This is a genomic window from Nostoc sp., from assembly GCF_036918245.1.
In the GTDB taxonomy this organism is placed as follows: domain Bacteria; phylum Cyanobacteriota; class Cyanobacteriia; order Cyanobacteriales; family Nostocaceae; genus Nostoc.
This window is the reverse complement of record NZ_JBALEF010000070.1, coordinates 44941-63087: the sequence shown is the minus strand read 5'-3', so window position 1 is coordinate 63087 and position 18147 is coordinate 44941. Positions and strand designations below refer to the sequence as shown.

Here is an 18147-nt window from a genome sequence, read left to right as displayed (position 1 = left end):
TATTCTCCCAACAAGCTACTAAAAAGTCAACATCTATCAACATCTATAGTAATTACAGTTAATTGAGTTACCCTCATGTTGTATTTAAAGTATCCTGAAAATAATTCCACAACTTCTAACCGTGGGTTGGTTAATGATATAACCTCAAGAATTATGATTATTTTATGAATTCAAAGAGGGTGTTATCAAAAGTTCTTCTAGCGAGTCAGTTCAAGAAGACTTAGCTGATGGGGCAACTTCGGAAGTTCATACCGACTCAAAATCTAGCCATCAGCAGGAAAATAGAAAACAATCAGAAACTTTGCCATCTTTGACCACCGCCGCAATCAAGCGAGTAAAAGAGGGTGTAGGTGCAGCTGGCGATGTCTACGACGGGCTACGCCTACGCGCTGTTCGCCAAATTATCGAGAAAACTCTCAATCGACTGGAAGCTATTAGTCAAGGACATTCCGAACCTAGAGCTAACTCTGGGTTGCGTCGCTTTGTGATGCGAGCGCTCATCCATTCCTTTTTCAAAGTAACGGTCGAACACCTCGAAAGGATACCTCATAAACATTACGAATTACGAATTACGAATTAGTATTATTTCCCTTGCCATAGCTGCCGCAACGACTGAAAAATCTTTACAAATCTCTCTTCTAGCCAGACCATAATATAATCAAGCCATTCCAAAAGTTGCTCTAAAGGGTGCTTTTCATAGCCAGTTGAAGTTGCTGTGGTTTCTATCCAGTCTGGCTGTGCCTCAACATGACTGCTTTGGTGAAATTGCTGTTGCAAAATTTCCCCTTTACGACTCTCGCTTTTAGTTTGGGAAATGCGGGTTTGAGTTTGTTTTACAAAGGCGACTTTTTCAGATGTTTTTTGACTTGAGGTAAGATTACTACTTGGTTGTTTTCTTTTTATCAAGCCAGATCCAATTTTAGGTTGTTTTACACTCAAATTCTTTTGTGGAAAATGCCCTACTGATAAACTTGGGGTTAAAGCAGGATTTATCTTCCCAGAAAATGTAACTGGCTTGTCAACAACGGCTTCGGTGTCACCAAATAAATCATTCCACGTTAGCCAAGGATCGTCTGTTAAATCCTGATTCTCTACCAGAGGGCTTTTAGACAAAGCTTTTCTAAGGCGTGATGGAAATAGTTTACCTGGCAATTTCTCATTGCTAATTGTTGTCTCAAGTGTTTTTCTATTACCAACACCAAAAAAGTAATTAAGCGCCGCTTCAATCAAAGCCTGAAAATTCTGTGAATGAGTTTCTAAACCATCAGCGTTAGGGGCAATTTTTCCTTTGGCAGTTAATTGCTCTTTGCCATAAAGAAATATGTTTAACTGAGTTTGGCCAACTTGGACAATTTTCTGGCTACGTTCTTGCACAGGGACTAAAGCATTCGATTCTAACTTAGCAATGGCTATATCTAGAAATGCTAATAATCTATCTGTATTAAGTAAATCTTTTGGTATACCCTCGGCTAAAACCGGAATTTTAGCTGGATTTACGTCAGTGAGTTTTGCTAATAATCGGTCAATTTGTGGTAATAACTGCGTTTCTTTTTTATCTACAATTAAACGCTTTCGCGCAGCGTCTCGTAGAGAAGACTGCCAGTAATTAGCAACTTCGTTAATAATTCGGTCTTCTAATTTTGCCTGTTGTTCAGATGTTAAGATATCCAGAATTTCATTATCAGCATTAACAAGTACTAAATTTCGACTTATCAAATTTGTGGCAATTCCTCGCACTATTGGAAGACGCTGTTGAAGGGCATTCTCTAATTGTGAAGGGTTGAGACTGACAGCTTGATTATCTGTAGTATTTGATGATTGAATAAGATTAGAGTTATTCTCAACGAATTTCAGCCGAAAAACTCCCAATAAAGCCAAGGGATTAAAATGTTCAGATGCTTTCGTAGGAGTGGAGGCGGGTTCATCTGATGACAGGTAATTGACTGCCTCTAGTACATTTTGAATGGGGCTATCAGCATTGGGTAGAGTTTCAGGCTGGAAATCGGTATCATTTGGTTGTAACTTTAATCTAGTTTGTGGTTCTTTAGTATGTAGCGTTTTCCCAGATGATTCAGATGACTGAAACAGTAGATACACTGGGTAAAGTAGTACCTCGACACCCCACTTAGTGGCAACTTGCAAATGCCGAAAGGTATGTTCCCACTGTTGTGTCACCCGCCGAGATTGCTGGTGGACAAAGTTAAATAGTCTGCTTTGATAACGACCAGAGGAACCAGAAGACATAGTAGTAATTTTTTAGTTCAAGTCTTGTTAAGTTGTGAGACTCGCGCCAAACAATAAAAACGACCAACACCTCATCTTAGCGAATATATGACCCCGACTGTCTCTCAATCCCAGACCAAACTTATCTCACAAGCGATTGAGCAATTGCGCTCTTTTTCTCAAGTTAATCTTCAGTCTAGATGGCTGTATCAGGAATCTGACTTAGTTATTACTGATGTTGTAGCTGCTGATTTGTCTCATTGGCAACCTGTCCAGTTGAATGCTAAAGAACATATTGCTTGGACGGGCGGGAAAAAAGTGCTATGGCTAGCGCAAAGATTGGTAGTTCCCCAAGATTTACACGGTTATCCCTTAGCTGGGTTATCTTTGCGGCTGGCGCTGGTTTGGTGGGCGGATTCTGCTGAGATTTATGTAAATGGCGAGTTAGTGCTGGTGGGTGATTTATTTGATTGTTCGCCGAGAGTACTTCTCAGTCAAGGGGTAACGCCAGGGGAAGAATTCACTGTGGCTTTGCGGTTAGTGAGTCCGGGACATTGTGATGGTGCTTTAGTGCGATCGCTCCTAGTTTATGAGTCTTATGTTGATAATAATCCCGATCCGGGTTTTGTGGCTGATGAGTTAGCTGTGGTGCAACTTTATTTAGAAAAATTTGCGCCGGAGAAGTTGGATGTTTTGGCGGCGATGGTGGGGGAGATTACGAACCGCAGAGGCGCAGAGGACACGGAGGAAGAGAAGGGAGAGTTGGTACAGTCGTTTTTATCTCTACGCCAAAATTTAATTCAATCCGATATCTTAGCCCCCTTTTTGAAAGCTACGGATATAAAATCTAAAATTTTTTTATTGGGTCATGCTCACTTAGATTTAGCATGGTTATGGCCTGTGAGTGAAACTTGGAATGCGGCACAAAACACTTTTGAATCGGTTCTGAAGTTGCAAGAAGATTTTCCTGAGTTAATTTTCTGTCATTCAAGTCCAGCACTTTATGCTTGGATTGAAGAACATCGCCCGGATTTGTTTAGGGCAATTCAAGCACAGGTAGCTGCTGGACGTTGGGAAGTTGTCGGCGGAATGTGGGTGGAACCAGAACTCAACCTAATTGCTGGTGAATCAATAGTCCGTCAGCTACTGTATGGTCAACGCTACATCCAGGAAAAATTTGGCAAGCTTTCAACTGTAGTGTGGGTTCCAGATACTTTTGGCTTCTGTGCAACTTTACCGCAGTTTTTCGCTAATGCTGGAATTGAGTATTTTGTGACGCAGAAGTTGCGGTGGAATGATACTACTAAATTTGATTATGGGGCTTTTTGGTGGCGATCGCCTGACGGTAGCGAAGTCTTTAGTTTGATGTCTGCACTCATCGGTGAAAGCATTGACCCGGTTAAAATGGCAACTTATACTCTTGAGTGGCAAAGCCAAACTAGTTTACCAGAATCTCTCTGGCTTCCCGGTGTTGGCGACCACGGCGGCGGCCCCACTCGTGATATGTTAGAAACTGCCCAACGCTGGCAAAAGTCGCCTTTCTTCCCAGACTTAGAATTTACGACGGCTGAAAAGTATTTACAGCAAATCAGTAAAGGAGGCAGAAGGCAGGAGGCAGAAGGCAGAAGGCAGATGGTCAATGAGCGTAGTCGTTCGCGCAGCGTCTCCGGCAGGAGAAGTGAGGCAGAAGGCAGTAGTGATGATTCTCCCTTATTCCCGACTTGGAATGACGAACTATACTTAGAATTTCATCGCGGTTGCTACACTACCCACGCAGATCAAAAACGCTGGAATCGTCGTTGTGAAAATTTATTGTATGAAGCTGAACTATTTGCTACCTTGGCAACTGTAAGCTGTGGTGTGACATATCCCAAGGCAGAAATTGAAGCAGCTTGGAAATTGGTGTTATTTCAACAGTTTCACGATATTTTACCTGGTTCTTCAATTACCCAAGTTTACACAGATGCCTTGCCCCAATGGCAACAAGTAGAGCAAGTGGGAACGAAAATATTACAGGAATCACTTTTAGCGATCGCATCTCACATTACCCTATCAGAACCACCAAAACCCGATAGTCTGCCTATTTTTGTTTTCAATTCTCTCAATTGGCAACGTTCTGAGGTAGTCTCTGTAGCCTTACCCACACTACCAACAACTACCCAAGAATGGCAGATTTACGATGCTTCTGGAAAGCAGCTTGTCTCCCAATTATCTGAACCATCAACCATACTATTTCTCGGCACCGAAATTCCACCCGTAGGCTACCGCATATTTTGGCTTTCCCCTTCACTCCCCACTACAGACGAGATTAATCGCGTCTCTCCCTCATCTCCCCCACTCCTCCCAGACTGGATTTTAGAAAATGAATTCTTGCGAGTTGTTATAGATCCTGACACCGGAGATTTATCAAGTGTTTTTGACAAAACTTATCAACGAGAAGTTTTGAGTGGGGCGGGGAATCAACTACAAGCTTTTAAAGACAGTGGGCAATATTGGGATGCTTGGAATATAGACCCCAATTATGCTCAACATCCCTTACCCTCAACAAATCTTCAATCTATTCAGTGGTTAGAACAAGGCCCAGTGCAAAGTCGTGTACGCGTGGTGCGTCAGTTGGGTGAATCGGAATTTTGCCAAGACTATATTCTGCAAGCTGGTTCACCTCTGCTGAACATTGCTACAACTGTCAATTGGCAAGAAAATCATGTATTAGTGAAAGCTGCTTTTCCTCTAAATATTGAAGCCGACTTTGCTACTTATGAAATTCCCTGTGGTGCGATTCGCCGCCCCACTAAACCGCAAACCCCTGCAGAGAAAGCAAAATGGGAAGTTCCTGCTTTGCGTTGGGCTGATTTAACAGCAGAAGACACACAGACAAATACCGCAATCCCAAATCGTTATGGTGTCAGTTTGCTCAATGATTGTAAATACGGTTATGACAGCAAACCAAATCAACTCCGCCTAACACTGCTACGCAGTTCTAATTGGCCAGACTCAGAGGCTGACCGAGGTTTTCACGAGTTCAAATATACCTTGTATCCTCATGCTGATAGCTGGGAATCAGCCCATACAGTACGGCGTGGCTATGAATTGAATATACCGTTGCAAGTGATATTGAATTGGTCACTGGCTCAACCCTCCGCTACCGCTAACAGCACTATTGAAGGAGTAAGTTTCCTAGATTTATCAGCGGAAAATTTAATCTTGATGGCCTTGAAGCCATCTGAAGACGATCCACAGCAGTTAATTCTACGATGTTATGAATCTCACGGAGAAAGAGCCGAGTTATCTTTGCAAAGTGATTTAGGGTTGAATCTCGGAAATACAGTAGATTTATTAGAGCGTTCTGCCAGTACTGAATTTTCATCTCAACAACAAATCTTGATGATACAACCTTGGAAAATCGCCAATTTCAAGGTGATACCAGCGATTAATCCCAGGCTGGAGTGAGCCACTATAGTTAATGGTTAGTGATTAATAGAACAACCACTAACCATTAGAGAGACATCTGGTGAAATTAAATATGTGTTATCCAAACCTTTGTAGAGATGTAGCAGTGCTGCGTCTCTACATTAGACCTCTTGCATAAGTCGAATAGACCCCCCTTTATCCCCCCGATATATTGGGGGGAAACTTGAAATCTTACCCCCTCCCCAACACATCGGGGAGGGTTGGGGAGGGGTGATTCAAGGATTTTTGCAAGAGGTCTATTCTTTTTCACCAGATTTCTATTAACAATTGGCTTATATCATGTCCGGCTAATTAGTTATAATTCCCGAATCTATCCAGAAAGACCAAAAACCCGTCCCCTCTGCCCCTCTGCGGTCTTAATGATAAGTCTTTAACCGGACACGATATTATTTGTATTACCAGTCCTCAATAGACATCTCTAGAAACTAATTATGTGCCTTATCCAAAATCCTTAGTAGGCAAAATCCATGTAGCCGAAGGCTTCCTATACCACTTCGTGGAAGCAAGCTACGCGTAGCGTCTCTGTTATGAGAAGGGTATTATGCCTACGTCATTTTTACTCATATCTCTAATACCGTCGTCGGATAATCTGGTATCGTCCGTAGGGCTGCCGTCGTTCGATAATCTGGCGTTGTCTGAAGTCCTGCCGTCGTTGGATTCGCTGATATCGTCCGTAAGGCTGCCGTCGTTGGATTCTCTGGTATCGTCCGTAGGGCTGCCGTCGTCGGATTATCTGCCGTCGTCGGATTCTCTGGTATCGTCCTGACCGCCGTTGAGCAATCAAAAGCTCTCCAGTTTTATTTCCAACTATGTTGGCATCTGGAGTAACGCTCTGTTCATTCAAAGAATTACTTAGAGAAATATCTTTCGCTTCAGCTAATGAGGGCGGAGACACAAAGGCAAATAGCAATAGTGCTATTGAAGATAACTTCCTGAAACCTTTCATGTTTTTGCTTCTCTAAACTTTCGGTAATAACTTTATTAAAACACTTTAAAGTCGGAAATTTACCGCTGGCGAACTTTTTTAAACTTAATATTAGTATGAAATTAAATATTGCAATTTCACCCTTTTGTCTGATTGTAATTTTTATAAGCTTATGTATATAAATAGTTAATATTTAACAGTATGTAATTTTTTTCACTATATAGATAAAGTATACAGTTATTCATTAAACAAACTACATTTTTTCCTGTGAGATGGGTTTAAAAGTCTTACTTGGTAAAGGAAATATCCTCCAAAATTTTAATTTTGGAACCCCTTGTATCGGACTTATCTCCATCCCACAAGATATATCAAAACTGTATCAAATACAAACGATAACTGCTAAATATTCTTAGCGTCAGCTGTAAATAATAATCTGTTACTGAGTTTGTAGGTTTGACCAACTATCTTGTTAAGTGCTGCGTTTTTCCTTTAAGGATATCTTTTGCTACCTCCACCAACTACACCAATTTTGTGGCGATAGGAAAGTTCAGCACCGAACCAACCAGAAGCACTGGTTAGTGTACCAACAACGAGCGAGATTAATAGTCCCCAAGGTACTATTCGGGACTCAGCGTTGCCCAAGCGTAGGAGAAAGTTAACGAGTGATAAAACTAATATAGAAACGTTAAGTATCAAATGCGTCCAACCAGCGGTGCGTTTGCGGACTCGTTCAATTTTCACAAAGTCGCTAAGACCGATCGCAGATGCAAGGACACCTCCAGCTAATCCAAGTCCGATTAACCATAGCGAAGCCCTAGCCCAAAAGAAATCGCTAGTTAACCAGTAACCAATGTCACTTCCCAAGGCGGCGGCTAAAAAGGCTATGGGAAAGATCACACTCAAGGGGTGTAGGGGATGTCCGGCGATCGCAACTGTACTGGGTACACCGGTATCACGATACTCACTGTCGTTACTTTCAATAACTGGTGGAATATTTGGAAAAGGTGTTGAACCTGTTTGCGTTGTTTCTGTAGTTTCCATTATTAGTATCCTGAATTTATGAACGTTACATTTTTAAGCTGAAGGAATTTTTTCAACATAAGCTTCAGCCTGTAGGATTAGTTTGCCTACTTCTACTTTTAGTTGATTTACTTGCAAACTTATGCCATCTAAATCAAAGTTACTTAGATTCAAAATTCCGCTAGTTTGATCTATCAAAGCTTTTGTCAAATCTGGCGAGATTTCCTCACTTTCACCATACTCGATATTTTCCAAAGTCACACTTTTTCCATTGCTGCTAATCCTGGGGACTGCGGAAAAAGCAACTTGCTGATTTTCACCAGTTTCTACTAATTTTATGCTGGCATTTAGTGCTACTTTCCCATCACCCGGTAATCGAAAATCTACATCTTGAGGTTCAATAGTCCTCAGTTGTCCGTTAATATGTATTTTTTGACTTTGCAGTTGTGAACGCACATATTCGGAGTTGAAAGCACGATTGATATCAGCTTCGGTTAACACAACCTGTGCATGAGCTTCAGTCGGTTTAGTTAGTTCAATTTTGCCAAAAGCCACACTTAAAGGATTAATGGCAACACTAGTCATTTGCATTTCAAATTCCTCCATGCGGAGGTCTTTCTGCATAACCAAACCTTCACCTTTAATCGTGACTTCATCCACTTCTCCCTGAACCAGTTTCAGCGGGTCTGTCTTGATATCTACATCTAAATTTTCTACTTCATCTAATTGACTAGATAATCCTATTTCTGCCGCTTTATTGAGCGCTTGCTCTCCTAATCCAGGATTTTCTGGCATTCTGTTAAGTTAACTCCTAGTTTAAAGTACATCCTTGAGTAAATTTAATAAACTAACAGCAGAGTTTTATCTATCTGGCGATGGAATATAGATTTAAATGTTGTCTATCTAATTTCAAATTTCAATTTTACCTCTATACCCTTTTCATCCTTTATTACCTCTGCACTTGGAGCGATTTGTTATAAAATTGACACAAACCCAATATTTCAGTTGAGTTCTTCTGACTGCTGGAATTTTTTTATACAATGCTCTCAGAACGTTTTACCGCAGCCCTTACCTACGCCACCCAACTACACGCCAACCAAGTTCGTAAAGGTTCAGGTGTGCCCTACGTTGCTCATTTATTAGGTGTCGCTAGTATTGCTTTAGAATACGGGGCAAATGAAGATGAAGCGATCGCAGCCCTCTTACACGATGCGATCGAAGATCAAGGTGGCGCTGCAACACGAGAAGAAATTCGCCGTCGCTTTGGTGACAATGTAACGGCAATTGTAGATGGTTGTACTGACGCTGATACAACTCCAAAACCCCCTTGGCGACAGCGCAAGGAGGCATATATTGCTCATATTCCTACAGCTTCCCCATCAGTACTGCTGGTGTCATTAGCTGATAAACTTTACAATGCCCAGTCTATTCTCAAAGATTATCGCATTTTGGGCGAATCACTTTGGGAACGTTTCCAGGGGCGTAAAGAAGGTACTCTTTGGTATTATCGGGCGTTTGTAGATGCTTTTAAAAAGACTGAAAGTCCTGTAATTATTGAGGAATTAGAACGGGTGATTTTGCAAATTGAGGTGTTAGCATCTAAATAAAAATTTTATTTACCTAGAAGTAGATAAAAACTTTACCAAATATACATAAATAGGTTTTTTACAGACACGATATAGTGATGTATCTCACGAATAAATTTTAGCTTTTAGGTTCTCTCTCTAGATAAAAAATCTTTCTCTCGGTAGATAGGTATAATAATATTATGCTGGCTGCTATGTTACCAATATGACAATAGTAAGAAAAAACACCCTAAATCCAACTCTAAATCCTTCTGTAAATCCTCCAGAAAACTTGGCAGAAAAGTATATGGAAGCAGAGCGTATGCATGATGTTCTGCTTTTACTGCAAAACTTGATTAACAGTGAAGAAGCCACTGTGAAACTCATTCTGGATTGTCTTTATGATGTTGGTTCAGTCAATCTGATCAATCAAAAGCTTCGCTTGAAACCCTTAAATAGGGTGATGAAATTAATTGCCCGAATGTCCAAACCAGTTTTTAGAACCTTAGCTTTAAATTGGTTTAAAAAGAACTGTCCCCAACTGATTACTAATTGGCTACACACGCAAGTATCTTTTAAAAAGCTCCAAAAGACACCCGAACAAGTACCTATTGAAGTTGTAAAACTGGAACCATATTCCATACCAGAGACAGAAAATCTGAGCCAAGAGATTAAAAATCTGCGCTATCAAGTTAAATGGCTAGCTGGAATTTCAATAATTGCGATCGCTGTTTTAGTAGTAAGAGCCACTTGGTTAAACTGAAACCTATGAATGATGAATGATCAATGATGAATTATGAATATTATGCCTCTGCCCAAACCGATATTGGAGGACATAGAAATACACCTGCTCTTGGAAGGTGTGTATCAGTATTATGGTTATGACTTTCGTAATTATGCTCTTTCCTCGCTCAAGCGCCGCATTCAGAGCTTCATGCAATTAGAAGGGGTAGCAAATATTTCTGCATTGCAAGAGCGGTTACTCCACAACCGCCCCTATCTAGAAAGATTTTTGCTTGCTCTGACGGTGAACGTAACATCAATGTTTCGCGATCCCAGCTTTTATAACACCTTCAGAAATCAGGTTATTCCCTTCTTACAAACCTATCCGTTTATTCGGATCTGGCACGCTGGATGTTCAACTGGTGAAGAAGTCTATTCAATGGCAATTTTACTGCAAGAAGAAGGACTTTATCACCGTTGTCGCATATATGCCACTGATACGAATGAGAAGGTATTGCAAACTGCCAAAAGTGGGATTTACTCGCTGAAAATCATGCAGGAATATACTCACCTTTATCTGAAAGCAGGCGGCAAGAAATCTTTCTCAGAATATTATACAGCAGCTTATGACAATGCTATTTTTCGCTCGTCTCTAAGAGAAAATGTTGTTTTTGCCCAGCATAATTTAGCCACTGATAGTTCTTTTAATGAGTTTAATGTTATTCTTTGTCGTAATGTCCTTATCTATTTTAATCAGGTACTTCAAAAACGGGTACACGAACTGTTTTACAATAGCCTTTGCACCTTTGGTATCTTAGGTTTAGGAAAACAAGAATCTATCAGGTTCACCTCTTATGAGCAGTACTATGAAGAGTTAATCAAGGGTGAGAAAATATATCGGAAAATAGCTGGTGGGTGAAGAGAATGCTTTGAGTGGGTAATTGAATTATGAATTATGAAGTATGAATTATCCTAAAATAACTAATGCCCAATGCTCTAAAAATTATGAATAAAATTGCGTAGGCATAGCCCATCGTAGAGATCCCTGTCAAAAGACAGTCTGTCAAACATTTTTTATTGTGTTCAGAAGATAGATTTAGCGATCGCTTAAGGTAAATTACACATTAAAGCCTTAAAGGAGATTGTCGATGCAACTTCTCGAATGTCCTCCTATTGCAGTCATTGCTGGAGAAAATGCGGTTCATGTTTCTCAACTACCTTCTATATGGCAAGACATTGCTAGAGGAACGACGAGTGTCGGACTTTCCCAGCCCCAAAGCTATGTTGAGATGGCACAGTTATTTTTGTATAAATTACAACGTGGTGATGTTGATTTATTTAGCGATCGCCCCCAACTAGCTCACTTGATAGCATCATTTTCCCAGCTATTTGCACAACTGGCATGGGAAACTTTAGAGTTTTTTGGACAAGACTTTCTCAAACACAGCTATCCGAACTTTGCAGAAATTCTCCGTGATGTAGAGTCAAAAGGAATCGATTACGCGAATGAAGTAAAAGTGGCTCGTATTGGCATAGATTTGTTCAATGAATTTGGTTATGAACTACCTGCTAGCTTTTATCACGTGCATTTAGCACCAATTTACCGCGATCATGTTTTTGAAGAACGTGCCTTGCGATTTGATCAACGCGATATAGAGCATAAACGTGCTTGGGATGCCATACTCCATGCAGGTAAGGTATTTGCTATCCAAATGAAGGTGCAAAGTATTGCTTCTAAATATGGTTTTACTTATCAGCATGGCTGCGGTTGCAACTCTCACTTATCTTCCATTGATGTATCTCGTGGGGCGTTTGAATATGAATTGAGTCCCGACAAGCGTCAGCGATGGATTCGCAGTTTCATCTGGACTGCTTGGTATGAGTATGCCTTCTTTGCGATCGTACCCAATACGAGTTATTTGGTTTAACTATTACGCCATAAGTCCCCCACTGAATTTGGTACTTTGAATCAGTGGCGGGATATAAGGCGGGTGATAACGATTGCATCTAGTATTTGGCAACACTGCTAACTCAGCACGAGCTAAACGCCCCGCTCCGCTAACATGACTCTTCATTTACTTGCTACCACAATCATTCGGCGACTATCAAGCGCAAACGATTCACCATCGTAACCATAGCCCTCTACTTCGCTGAAGCCTGTTTGCAGGAGCCAATCACGGATTTCAGGAAAGGTAAAATTGCGAACAAAGTATTGACCGCGCCGCACTTGTCCATCACGAATGATAATCCGCTCGGTATAGGTACGATTGGTAAGCGCATCGTAGCGGCTGCGTGCAAGCATATAATTCCCCTCACGCTCAGTAATCAATTCAGGCGTAAATTCTTGCAAGACGCGGCTAAAATTTTGAATATCAATTAGCAATTTCCCACCTGCTTTTAGAGCACGATACGCTTGGGTTAAGACCGATCTATTTTCATTGTCATCGAAGTAACCGAAGGCTGTGAAGCAGTTGATGATGCAGTTGAAGCGATCGCTAAAGGGTAGGGAACGCATATCGCCTTGAAGGTACTCTACCTTAACGCCGTTACTAGCCGCATCTTGACAGGCTTTTTCTAAGAAGAAAGCTGTTGCATCAAGTCCAGTCACATGATAACCACGAGATGCTAGCTGATTAGCAATCCGTCCATGCCCACAAGCTAAGTCTAAAATACTCATCCCTGCTTGTAAATCTAGCAATCGGCAAATGAGAGCAACTTCGTGTTGAGTACGTTCTGGTGTCAACAACGTTTCATAAAAATAAAGATAATCTTCCTCGAACACGCTGTTACCATGAAATGTATTTGCAACCATTTTGAATCTGATTTATAAAGTGAATTTTCAATATGTGTGGGATGATACTTTTGAAAAGGATTTACTGAAGTTGCCAGCATCAGTTGCAAACCCATCCACATAAGCGTCTACAGACAACTCTTTACCACAACAAAGTGTCCATTGTTCTACAAAATTTTACTATTATTACAACAATTGTGCTTAACTGGATTTTTTATTAAGGATCGCCAGTCATAGTCTAAACTTGGGTATTTTTGGAGAAGTCTAAAGAATATGACTCGATTAACTGTTGTCCTTTGGTTACGTCAGCTAGTTTTTGGCTTGGGCTTAAGCTGTCTACTTTTACTTTCAGGTTGTATCACAAATGGTTCCACAGCTGCTAAGACACTTACGGTTGCTACAGAACCTACATTTGCGCCTTTCGAGTTTCAATCTGCCAGTGGTGAGTTGCAAGGCTTTGACATTGATTTGATGAATGCGATCGCTCAATCTGCTGGCTTGAAAGTTAAGTATCAAAATATGCCTTTTGCTGGTATGATTCCAGCATTGCAAGCGCAAACTGTAGATGCCGCAGTTGCGGCAATGACGATTACTGCCGAACGGGCCAAGACAATTTCCTTCTCGCGTCCTTACTTCAAATCAGGGCTAGCGATCGTCACCCGCACAGATAATCAAAACATTACCAATTTCGATAATCTTAAGAACAAAACCATTGGCGTGCAAATTGGCACAACTGGCGCACAAAAGGCTAAAAGTATTCCCGGATCTGAAATTCGCACTTTTAATGATTCACCTTTAACCCTTCAAGCATTAATCAATGGTAATGTCGATGCCGTTCTTAATGATCAGGTCGTTATTTTATATGGCATAAAGAGCGGCAACCTTCAGGGACTCAAAGTGGTTAGCACTCTGCTAACAGAAGAATTTTATGGCATTCCTACACCTAAAGGATCGCCCAACTTGCAAGCGATTAACCAAGGTTTAGAAACGGTGCTGAAAAATGGCATTTACGCCAAAATCTACCAAAAGTGGTTTGGTATCCAACCGCCACAACTACCAGAAAAATCACCCATCGAAAACCAGACTCCCGAAAAAGGCGTATCTCAACTATTTACCTCACTAAGCATTATTTTTAAGTCGCTACCCACCTTGCTGAGTGGGGCTTTAGTAACACTTGAACTCACAGCAATCTCAGTCTTGCTGGGTATGATCGGCGGTACACTGATTGGAATTGTTCGCCTTTTCCCCACTCCGCCTTTACCCTGGATTGCTAGGGCTTATATAGATTTTTTCCGGGGAACGCCGTTGCTGGTGCAGATTTTTATGATTTACTTTGGGTTGCCTGCTTTAGCCCAAAGTTTTGGTTTCACCTTCACTTTAAATCGTTTAGCAGCAGCGGTGATTGCATTGAGTCTCAATAGCGCTGCTTACATTGCTGAAGTTGTCCGGGCAGGTATTCAATCAATTGAGCCTGGGCAAGGAGAAGCCTCTCAATCACTGGGTTTAAGCTCAGTGCAAACGATGCGCTATGTCATCTTTCCTCAAGCCCTCCGGCAGATGCTACCACCTTTGGGCAATGAGTTTATTAGCTTGCTCAAAGACACCAGCTTAGTCGCTATCATCGGGTTTGAAGAGTTGTTCCGCAAAGGACAGTTGATTGTCGCTGACAACTATCGTTCATTTGAGATTTACGCCACTGTTGCGTTGGTTTATTTATTTCTGACGCTGCTTTCTTCTCAAGCGTTTAGTCGCTTTGAGCGATCGCTCAATCCCATTAAGGAAAAGAGCAAGTGATAGAGAATCTTGGTTGTGACTACTCAGGGGTCGAAAAATGAGGTAAGTTTTAAGAAATCGGTTCAAAAACCATTTGAGGAATTAACACTTCATCTTGTAATTGTCCAACACCTAAAAAGCGAATCTCTTCTTGATAAACTCGCACTATCCCAGTAACCTCAGAATTTAGAGAAACTCGCTGACCTTGACACCATTTTTGAGCAGATGTTGCTGGTAAAGTCACAGACAACAAATGTTGTAAGGCTGTATCAGGAGCAACAGGTTGAAATGTCCCACCTTGCAATTTAGTTTCTAAGTCGGTGAAAGTGAGACTATCTGTTAAATCGAAACCACTGCTTTGGGTACGGATCAAAGCCGCAAGTGTGCCACCGGTTTCTAAGATTGTACCTAAGTCACGAGCGATCGCTCTAATATATGTACCAGATCCACAGGCGATCGCCACATCCAATTCGGGAAAATCTCCTTCTCTCCAGTCCAAAATTTCTATGTGAAAAATTTCCACTGTCCGCACTGGAACTTCCACTATTTTCCCTTGGCGTGCTAAGTCGTAGAGACGTTTCCCATCCACTTGAATTGCACTATAATTTGGTGGGATTTGCTCAATCTTGCCTTCAAATTGTGCCAGTGCAGTTTTCACCTTTGCCAAACTCAACCCAGCACAAGCTTGAGAACTAATAATTTCACCTTCTAAATCATCGGTTGTAGTCTGCACACCCAGACGAATAGTAGCTTTGTAAGCTTTGTTTTCTGGCAGATATTGCAATAATCTTGTGGCTTTACCAAGTGCGATCGGTAAGACCCCTATTGCTGCTGGATCTAAGGTTCCCGCATGTCCTACACGTTTGAGGTGCAACAATTTTCGCACCCGCGCTACGCAGTCGTGGGAAGTCCAGTCAAATGGTTTGTTTAAGTTGAGAAAACCTTGAAATAACACAAAATCAATACTTACAGTTTCTAAACTCTATTAAATACTTCTTTAATGCTCAAAGCATTAATATTTAACAATCAAAGTTTATTTAAGCATTATTTTATCAGTATCAAGACATTCTCTAAGCACTTTACCGAATAATATCCAAAAAGTGCAGATAACGCCGAGTATTTTCCGCAAATATCACGATGTCATTTATAACTTCCAAGACATAAAACTGTAATAATCAAGAAATATAATAGAAAACTTCATGAAAGTTTTTATTGTAAATCAAATATTTTACCTGTAGCGCTTTTAGCAAAAGAACTAGCAATAGTTTTTATGAACATAAATCAAATGAAAAAATCAATCTTCACTACTACATTGTTTTTTTTCTCTATATTGATTGTGAGTTGTAGTAACTCAGGCAATAGTGCTTATCAACAGAATAAAGTTAATCCAGCAAATACTGCAACAGCTACCCAAGTTAATTCTGAATCTATTTCTGTAAATCAAGTCAAACTAGATAATAGCAAAAAAACTATTAATTCAGCATCAACTGAAAAAACATCTCTTAAAAACAATCAATCCAAGGAAATTAAAAACAATAATCCAATTTCTGGTACTATCAAAGATATGCAAAATGGAGACTTAAAATGCTACGTTACTGTTGTCGATGAAAATGGCAAAGTATATGAAGGTGTCGGTGCAGTCTTTGAGGTTTGCGAACCAGATAAATACGTCAACAAAAAAGCAAAAATGTATTATTCTCTAGAGAACGTCAGTGATTGCCAAAGTTCTGAGCCTTGCGGGAAAACAATCAAAGAATGGTTAATTAGCAAGATAGAAATTCAAGATCAATAATTACAATCTGCTTTTTAAAATTATCTAAATCAAGTGGATGATGGGGATAGTTGACCAGTTGGGCATATCTTTGGTAAGCTAACTGTAACTTTAGTTCCTTGCCCCACTTCACTTGACAAGGTAATACTGCCACTATGTAACTCGACACCAGCTTTAGCGATCGCTAGCCCTAAGCCTGTACCAGGAATTGTGTCAACGTTACTTGCACGACTGAAGGATTGAAACAAATTTTCTTGATCTGCCATCGGGATACCAATTCCCCGATCTTGGATGTAAAAAATTGCTTCTGATTCTTTGCCGATCAGGTGGAATTCTATACTACCTCCATCTGGAGAGTACTTGATTGCATTGGACATTAAGTTAATAAAAATTTGTTGCAAAAGTCCGCGATCGCCCCAAAATCCATGATGATTACCAGTAATTTTAAAAATCAATTCGTGGCGATCGCCTACTGTTTCTCGCTCTTGTTCTAAAAGGTCAGAAAAAAATTGCAGTAAATTGACTGAGATTGGTTGAAACTTGGGTTTTTCCAATTCAAGTTGATTAACCAGAAGCATATTATCCACGAGTTTGGACATATACCTTGCTTTCTGTTCAATGATTCCCAAGAACCTCTGTTGTTTAGACTCATCCAGTTGCTGACTATGTTTTACCAAAGTTGATGCCGCAGCCAGAATTGAAGTTAGCGGCGTTCGATACTCATGGGAAACCGTTGTAATTATTTGGGATTTAAATACATTGAGTTGCTTTTCTTTGGCAAGGGCTGCTTGAGTTTGGGCTAACAATTCCGCCTGTTGAATAGCAATTGCTAGTTGTACTGATACTTCATTGAGCATTTCTGCATCATCAGTTTGCCAGTGTCGCTCCCCGGAATTATGATGAGCAATCAATAAACCCCAAAGCTTGGGGGTTGGGTTCCCATTGTTGCTCAAATTAATCGGAACTACCAGATTTGCCTTAGTATTAAATTGCTCTTTTAGGTTGACACAATTACACAAGCTAAGCTCATAGATATAAGGTATTGGGGAAGGTGGGGCCCCCTCGGGGGATAAGGGGTAATGGGGATTGGGGATTGGGCATTGGGGATTGGAGATTGGGGATTGGGAAAATTCTTCCCTAGTTATCAGTATGTCTCTTAGTCTCCTAGTCTCCTTGTCTCCAGTCCCCAGTCCCCAGTCCCCAGTTCCCTGTCCCCTGTCCCCAGCCGCGACGCGATCGCACAATGCCACAGTCCGGTATGGCTCAATTGATGAGGCAACTATTTTACCATCTGTATCTGGGGCAAACTTATACACTATCACGCGTTCGCACTTCAGAAGTTGCTGTACCTCGGCTACAGCCGTATTCAAAATTTGCTCTAGATTAAGAGACTGGCGAATTCGTAAAGCAGTCGTAGCAATTAGGCGTTGTCGCTCTTGAGTTTTGATCAGTTGGGCTTGTAAGCACGATTGCTTGATGGCATTGCGGACTGCTAGTTGCAGCACATCCTGTGTCAAATGTTGCTTGACTAAATAATCTAAAGCACCCCGTTTCATTACTTGCACAGCAATTTCTTCATCGCCCCGCCCTGTCAACATAATCACGGGGACAGAAGTCTTAAATATCTCCTGCTGTATGCGATCGAAAAGTTCTAACCCACTCATATCAGGTAGGCAAAAATCCAGCAGTATGACATCGCAGCGTTCTTTTTGGCACAAAGCAAGTCCTTCTTCTGCACAGTCTGCCTCCAAAATCTTGTAGGACTGGTGCGGATCTTTCAAAAGATATCGACGATAGATTTTCCGATCTGCGGCACAATCATCGATGATAAGTAGCGTCCATGTGTCCAACATAAGGTTATGAGGATCAGTGAGCGATGTAGATC

Annotated in this window: 16 protein-coding genes; 8 read left to right on the top strand and 8 right to left on the bottom strand. The window is 41.0% G+C overall.

Features of this window, described 5'->3' with window-relative positions:
- The first annotated feature begins 301 nt into the window (after nucleotides 1–301).
- Complete coding sequence (locus tag V7L12_RS19015; protein ID WP_335086542.1) at nucleotides 302–580, top strand: hypothetical protein; 279 nt, start codon at nucleotides 302–304, stop codon at nucleotides 578–580.
- A 2-nt stretch (nucleotides 581–582) separates the two neighbouring features.
- Here the strand turns inward: V7L12_RS19015 and V7L12_RS19010 are convergent, their stop codons facing one another.
- Nucleotides 583–2244, bottom strand: coding sequence for a hypothetical protein (locus V7L12_RS19010; protein WP_335086540.1), 1662 nt, complete (start codon nucleotides 2242–2244; stop codon nucleotides 583–585).
- 87 nt (nucleotides 2245–2331) lie between these two features.
- On the opposite strand from V7L12_RS19010, the gene V7L12_RS19005 reads away from it, so the two are divergent.
- Nucleotides 2332–5673, top strand: coding sequence for an alpha-mannosidase (locus tag V7L12_RS19005; protein ID WP_335086538.1), 3342 nt, complete (start codon nucleotides 2332–2334; stop codon nucleotides 5671–5673).
- Between the two features lie 589 nt (nucleotides 5674–6262).
- Here the strand turns inward: V7L12_RS19005 and V7L12_RS19000 are convergent.
- The 3 genes from V7L12_RS19000 to V7L12_RS18990 all read right to left on the bottom strand — a co-directional run bounded on the left by V7L12_RS19000 (nucleotide 6263) and on the right by V7L12_RS18990 (nucleotide 8434).
- On the bottom strand, nucleotides 6263–6640 hold the full coding sequence (locus V7L12_RS19000) for a hypothetical protein (RefSeq protein ID WP_335086536.1): 378 nt from the start codon (nucleotides 6638–6640) through the stop codon (nucleotides 6263–6265).
- A gap of 468 nt (nucleotides 6641–7108) precedes the next feature.
- On the bottom strand, nucleotides 7109–7660 hold the full coding sequence (locus V7L12_RS18995; protein WP_335086534.1) for a DUF2231 domain-containing protein: 552 nt from the start codon (nucleotides 7658–7660) through the stop codon (nucleotides 7109–7111).
- 33 nt (nucleotides 7661–7693) lie between these two features.
- On the bottom strand, nucleotides 7694–8434 hold the full coding sequence (locus V7L12_RS18990) for an LmeA family phospholipid-binding protein (protein WP_335086532.1): 741 nt from the start codon (nucleotides 8432–8434) through the stop codon (nucleotides 7694–7696).
- Between the two features lie 245 nt (nucleotides 8435–8679).
- On the opposite strand from V7L12_RS18990, the gene V7L12_RS18985 reads away from it, so the two are divergent.
- The 4 genes from V7L12_RS18985 (at nucleotide 8680) to V7L12_RS18970 (ending at nucleotide 11855) form a co-directional block, all read left to right on the top strand.
- Nucleotides 8680–9246, top strand: a complete 567-nt coding sequence (locus V7L12_RS18985; RefSeq protein ID WP_335086530.1) for an HD domain-containing protein — start codon at nucleotides 8680–8682, stop codon at nucleotides 9244–9246.
- A gap of 184 nt (nucleotides 9247–9430) precedes the next feature.
- Nucleotides 9431–9967: a hypothetical protein gene (locus V7L12_RS18980; protein ID WP_334820585.1), complete on the top strand. Its 537-nt coding sequence runs from the start codon at nucleotides 9431–9433 to the stop codon at nucleotides 9965–9967.
- A 42-nt stretch (nucleotides 9968–10009) separates the two neighbouring features.
- Nucleotides 10010–10846 (top strand): CheR family methyltransferase, encoded by an 837-nt coding sequence (locus V7L12_RS18975; RefSeq protein ID WP_334820610.1) that lies wholly within the window; start codon nucleotides 10010–10012, stop codon nucleotides 10844–10846.
- Nucleotides 10847–11075: 229 nt separating this feature from the next.
- Nucleotides 11076–11855, top strand: a complete 780-nt coding sequence (locus V7L12_RS18970) for a hypothetical protein (RefSeq protein WP_335086528.1) — start codon at nucleotides 11076–11078, stop codon at nucleotides 11853–11855.
- A 3-nt stretch (nucleotides 11856–11858) separates the two neighbouring features.
- On the opposite strand, the gene V7L12_RS18965 is transcribed toward V7L12_RS18970, so the two are convergent.
- Both V7L12_RS18965 and V7L12_RS18960 read right to left on the bottom strand, forming a co-directional pair.
- Nucleotides 11859–12002 carry a hypothetical protein gene (locus tag V7L12_RS18965; protein WP_334820589.1) on the bottom strand — a complete coding sequence of 48 codons (144 nt, stop codon included), beginning with the start codon at nucleotides 12000–12002 and terminating at the stop codon, nucleotides 11859–11861.
- Nucleotides 11999–12739 carry a class I SAM-dependent methyltransferase gene (locus V7L12_RS18960; RefSeq protein WP_335086525.1) on the bottom strand — a complete coding sequence of 247 codons (741 nt, stop codon included), beginning with the start codon at nucleotides 12737–12739 and terminating at the stop codon, nucleotides 11999–12001. The genes V7L12_RS18965 and V7L12_RS18960 overlap by 4 nt, the downstream gene beginning before the upstream one ends.
- Nucleotides 12740–12991: 252 nt before the next feature.
- Here V7L12_RS18960 and V7L12_RS18955 point away from each other — a divergent pair, with 252 nt between their 5' ends.
- Entirely contained in the window at nucleotides 12992–14512 is a 1521-nt protein-coding gene (locus V7L12_RS18955) for an ABC transporter permease subunit (protein ID WP_335086523.1), read from the top strand.
- Between the two features lie 49 nt (nucleotides 14513–14561).
- On the opposite strand, the gene truB is transcribed toward V7L12_RS18955, so the two are convergent.
- Nucleotides 14562–15446 (bottom strand): tRNA pseudouridine(55) synthase TruB, encoded by an 885-nt coding sequence (gene truB, locus V7L12_RS18950; RefSeq protein WP_335086521.1) that lies wholly within the window; start codon nucleotides 15444–15446, stop codon nucleotides 14562–14564.
- A gap of 315 nt (nucleotides 15447–15761) precedes the next feature.
- On the opposite strand from truB, the gene V7L12_RS18945 reads away from it, so the two are divergent.
- On the top strand, nucleotides 15762–16283 hold the full coding sequence (locus V7L12_RS18945; RefSeq protein ID WP_335086519.1) for a hypothetical protein: 522 nt from the start codon (nucleotides 15762–15764) through the stop codon (nucleotides 16281–16283).
- 29 nt (nucleotides 16284–16312) lie between these two features.
- Here the strand turns inward: V7L12_RS18945 and V7L12_RS18940 are convergent, their stop codons facing one another.
- The gene (locus V7L12_RS18940; RefSeq protein WP_335086517.1) at nucleotides 16313–18115 is read right to left on the bottom strand and encodes an ATP-binding protein; all 1803 of its coding nucleotides are present in this window, start codon (nucleotides 18113–18115) and stop codon (nucleotides 16313–16315) included.
- Nucleotides 18116–18147 lie beyond the last annotated feature (32 nt).

Coding starts and splice junctions, on each gene's coding strand:
- V7L12_RS18985 (WP_335086530.1), top strand. CDS start 8,680: ATGCTCTCAGAACGTTTTACCGCAGCCCTTACCTACGCCACCCAACTA.
- V7L12_RS18970 (WP_335086528.1), top strand. CDS start 11,076: ATGCAACTTCTCGAATGTCCTCCTATTGCAGTCATTGCTGGAGAAAAT.
- V7L12_RS18960 (WP_335086525.1), bottom strand. CDS start 12,739: ATGGTTGCAAATACATTTCATGGTAACAGCGTGTTCGAGGAAGATTAT.
- V7L12_RS18940 (WP_335086517.1), bottom strand. CDS start 18,115: ATGTTGGACACATGGACGCTACTTATCATCGATGATTGTGCCGCAGAT.
- V7L12_RS18955 (WP_335086523.1), top strand. CDS start 12,992: ATGACTCGATTAACTGTTGTCCTTTGGTTACGTCAGCTAGTTTTTGGC.
- V7L12_RS19000 (WP_335086536.1), bottom strand. CDS start 6,640: ATGAAAGGTTTCAGGAAGTTATCTTCAATAGCACTATTGCTATTTGCC.
- V7L12_RS19005 (WP_335086538.1), top strand. CDS start 2,332: ATGACCCCGACTGTCTCTCAATCCCAGACCAAACTTATCTCACAAGCG.
- V7L12_RS18980 (WP_334820585.1), top strand. CDS start 9,431: ATGACAATAGTAAGAAAAAACACCCTAAATCCAACTCTAAATCCTTCT.
- V7L12_RS18945 (WP_335086519.1), top strand. CDS start 15,762: ATGAACATAAATCAAATGAAAAAATCAATCTTCACTACTACATTGTTT.
- V7L12_RS18975 (WP_334820610.1), top strand. CDS start 10,010: ATGCCTCTGCCCAAACCGATATTGGAGGACATAGAAATACACCTGCTC.
- V7L12_RS19010 (WP_335086540.1), bottom strand. CDS start 2,244: ATGTCTTCTGGTTCCTCTGGTCGTTATCAAAGCAGACTATTTAACTTT.
- V7L12_RS18990 (WP_335086532.1), bottom strand. CDS start 8,434: ATGCCAGAAAATCCTGGATTAGGAGAGCAAGCGCTCAATAAAGCGGCA.
- V7L12_RS18965 (WP_334820589.1), bottom strand. CDS start 12,002: ATGAAGAGTCATGTTAGCGGAGCGGGGCGTTTAGCTCGTGCTGAGTTA.
- V7L12_RS18995 (WP_335086534.1), bottom strand. CDS start 7,660: ATGGAAACTACAGAAACAACGCAAACAGGTTCAACACCTTTTCCAAAT.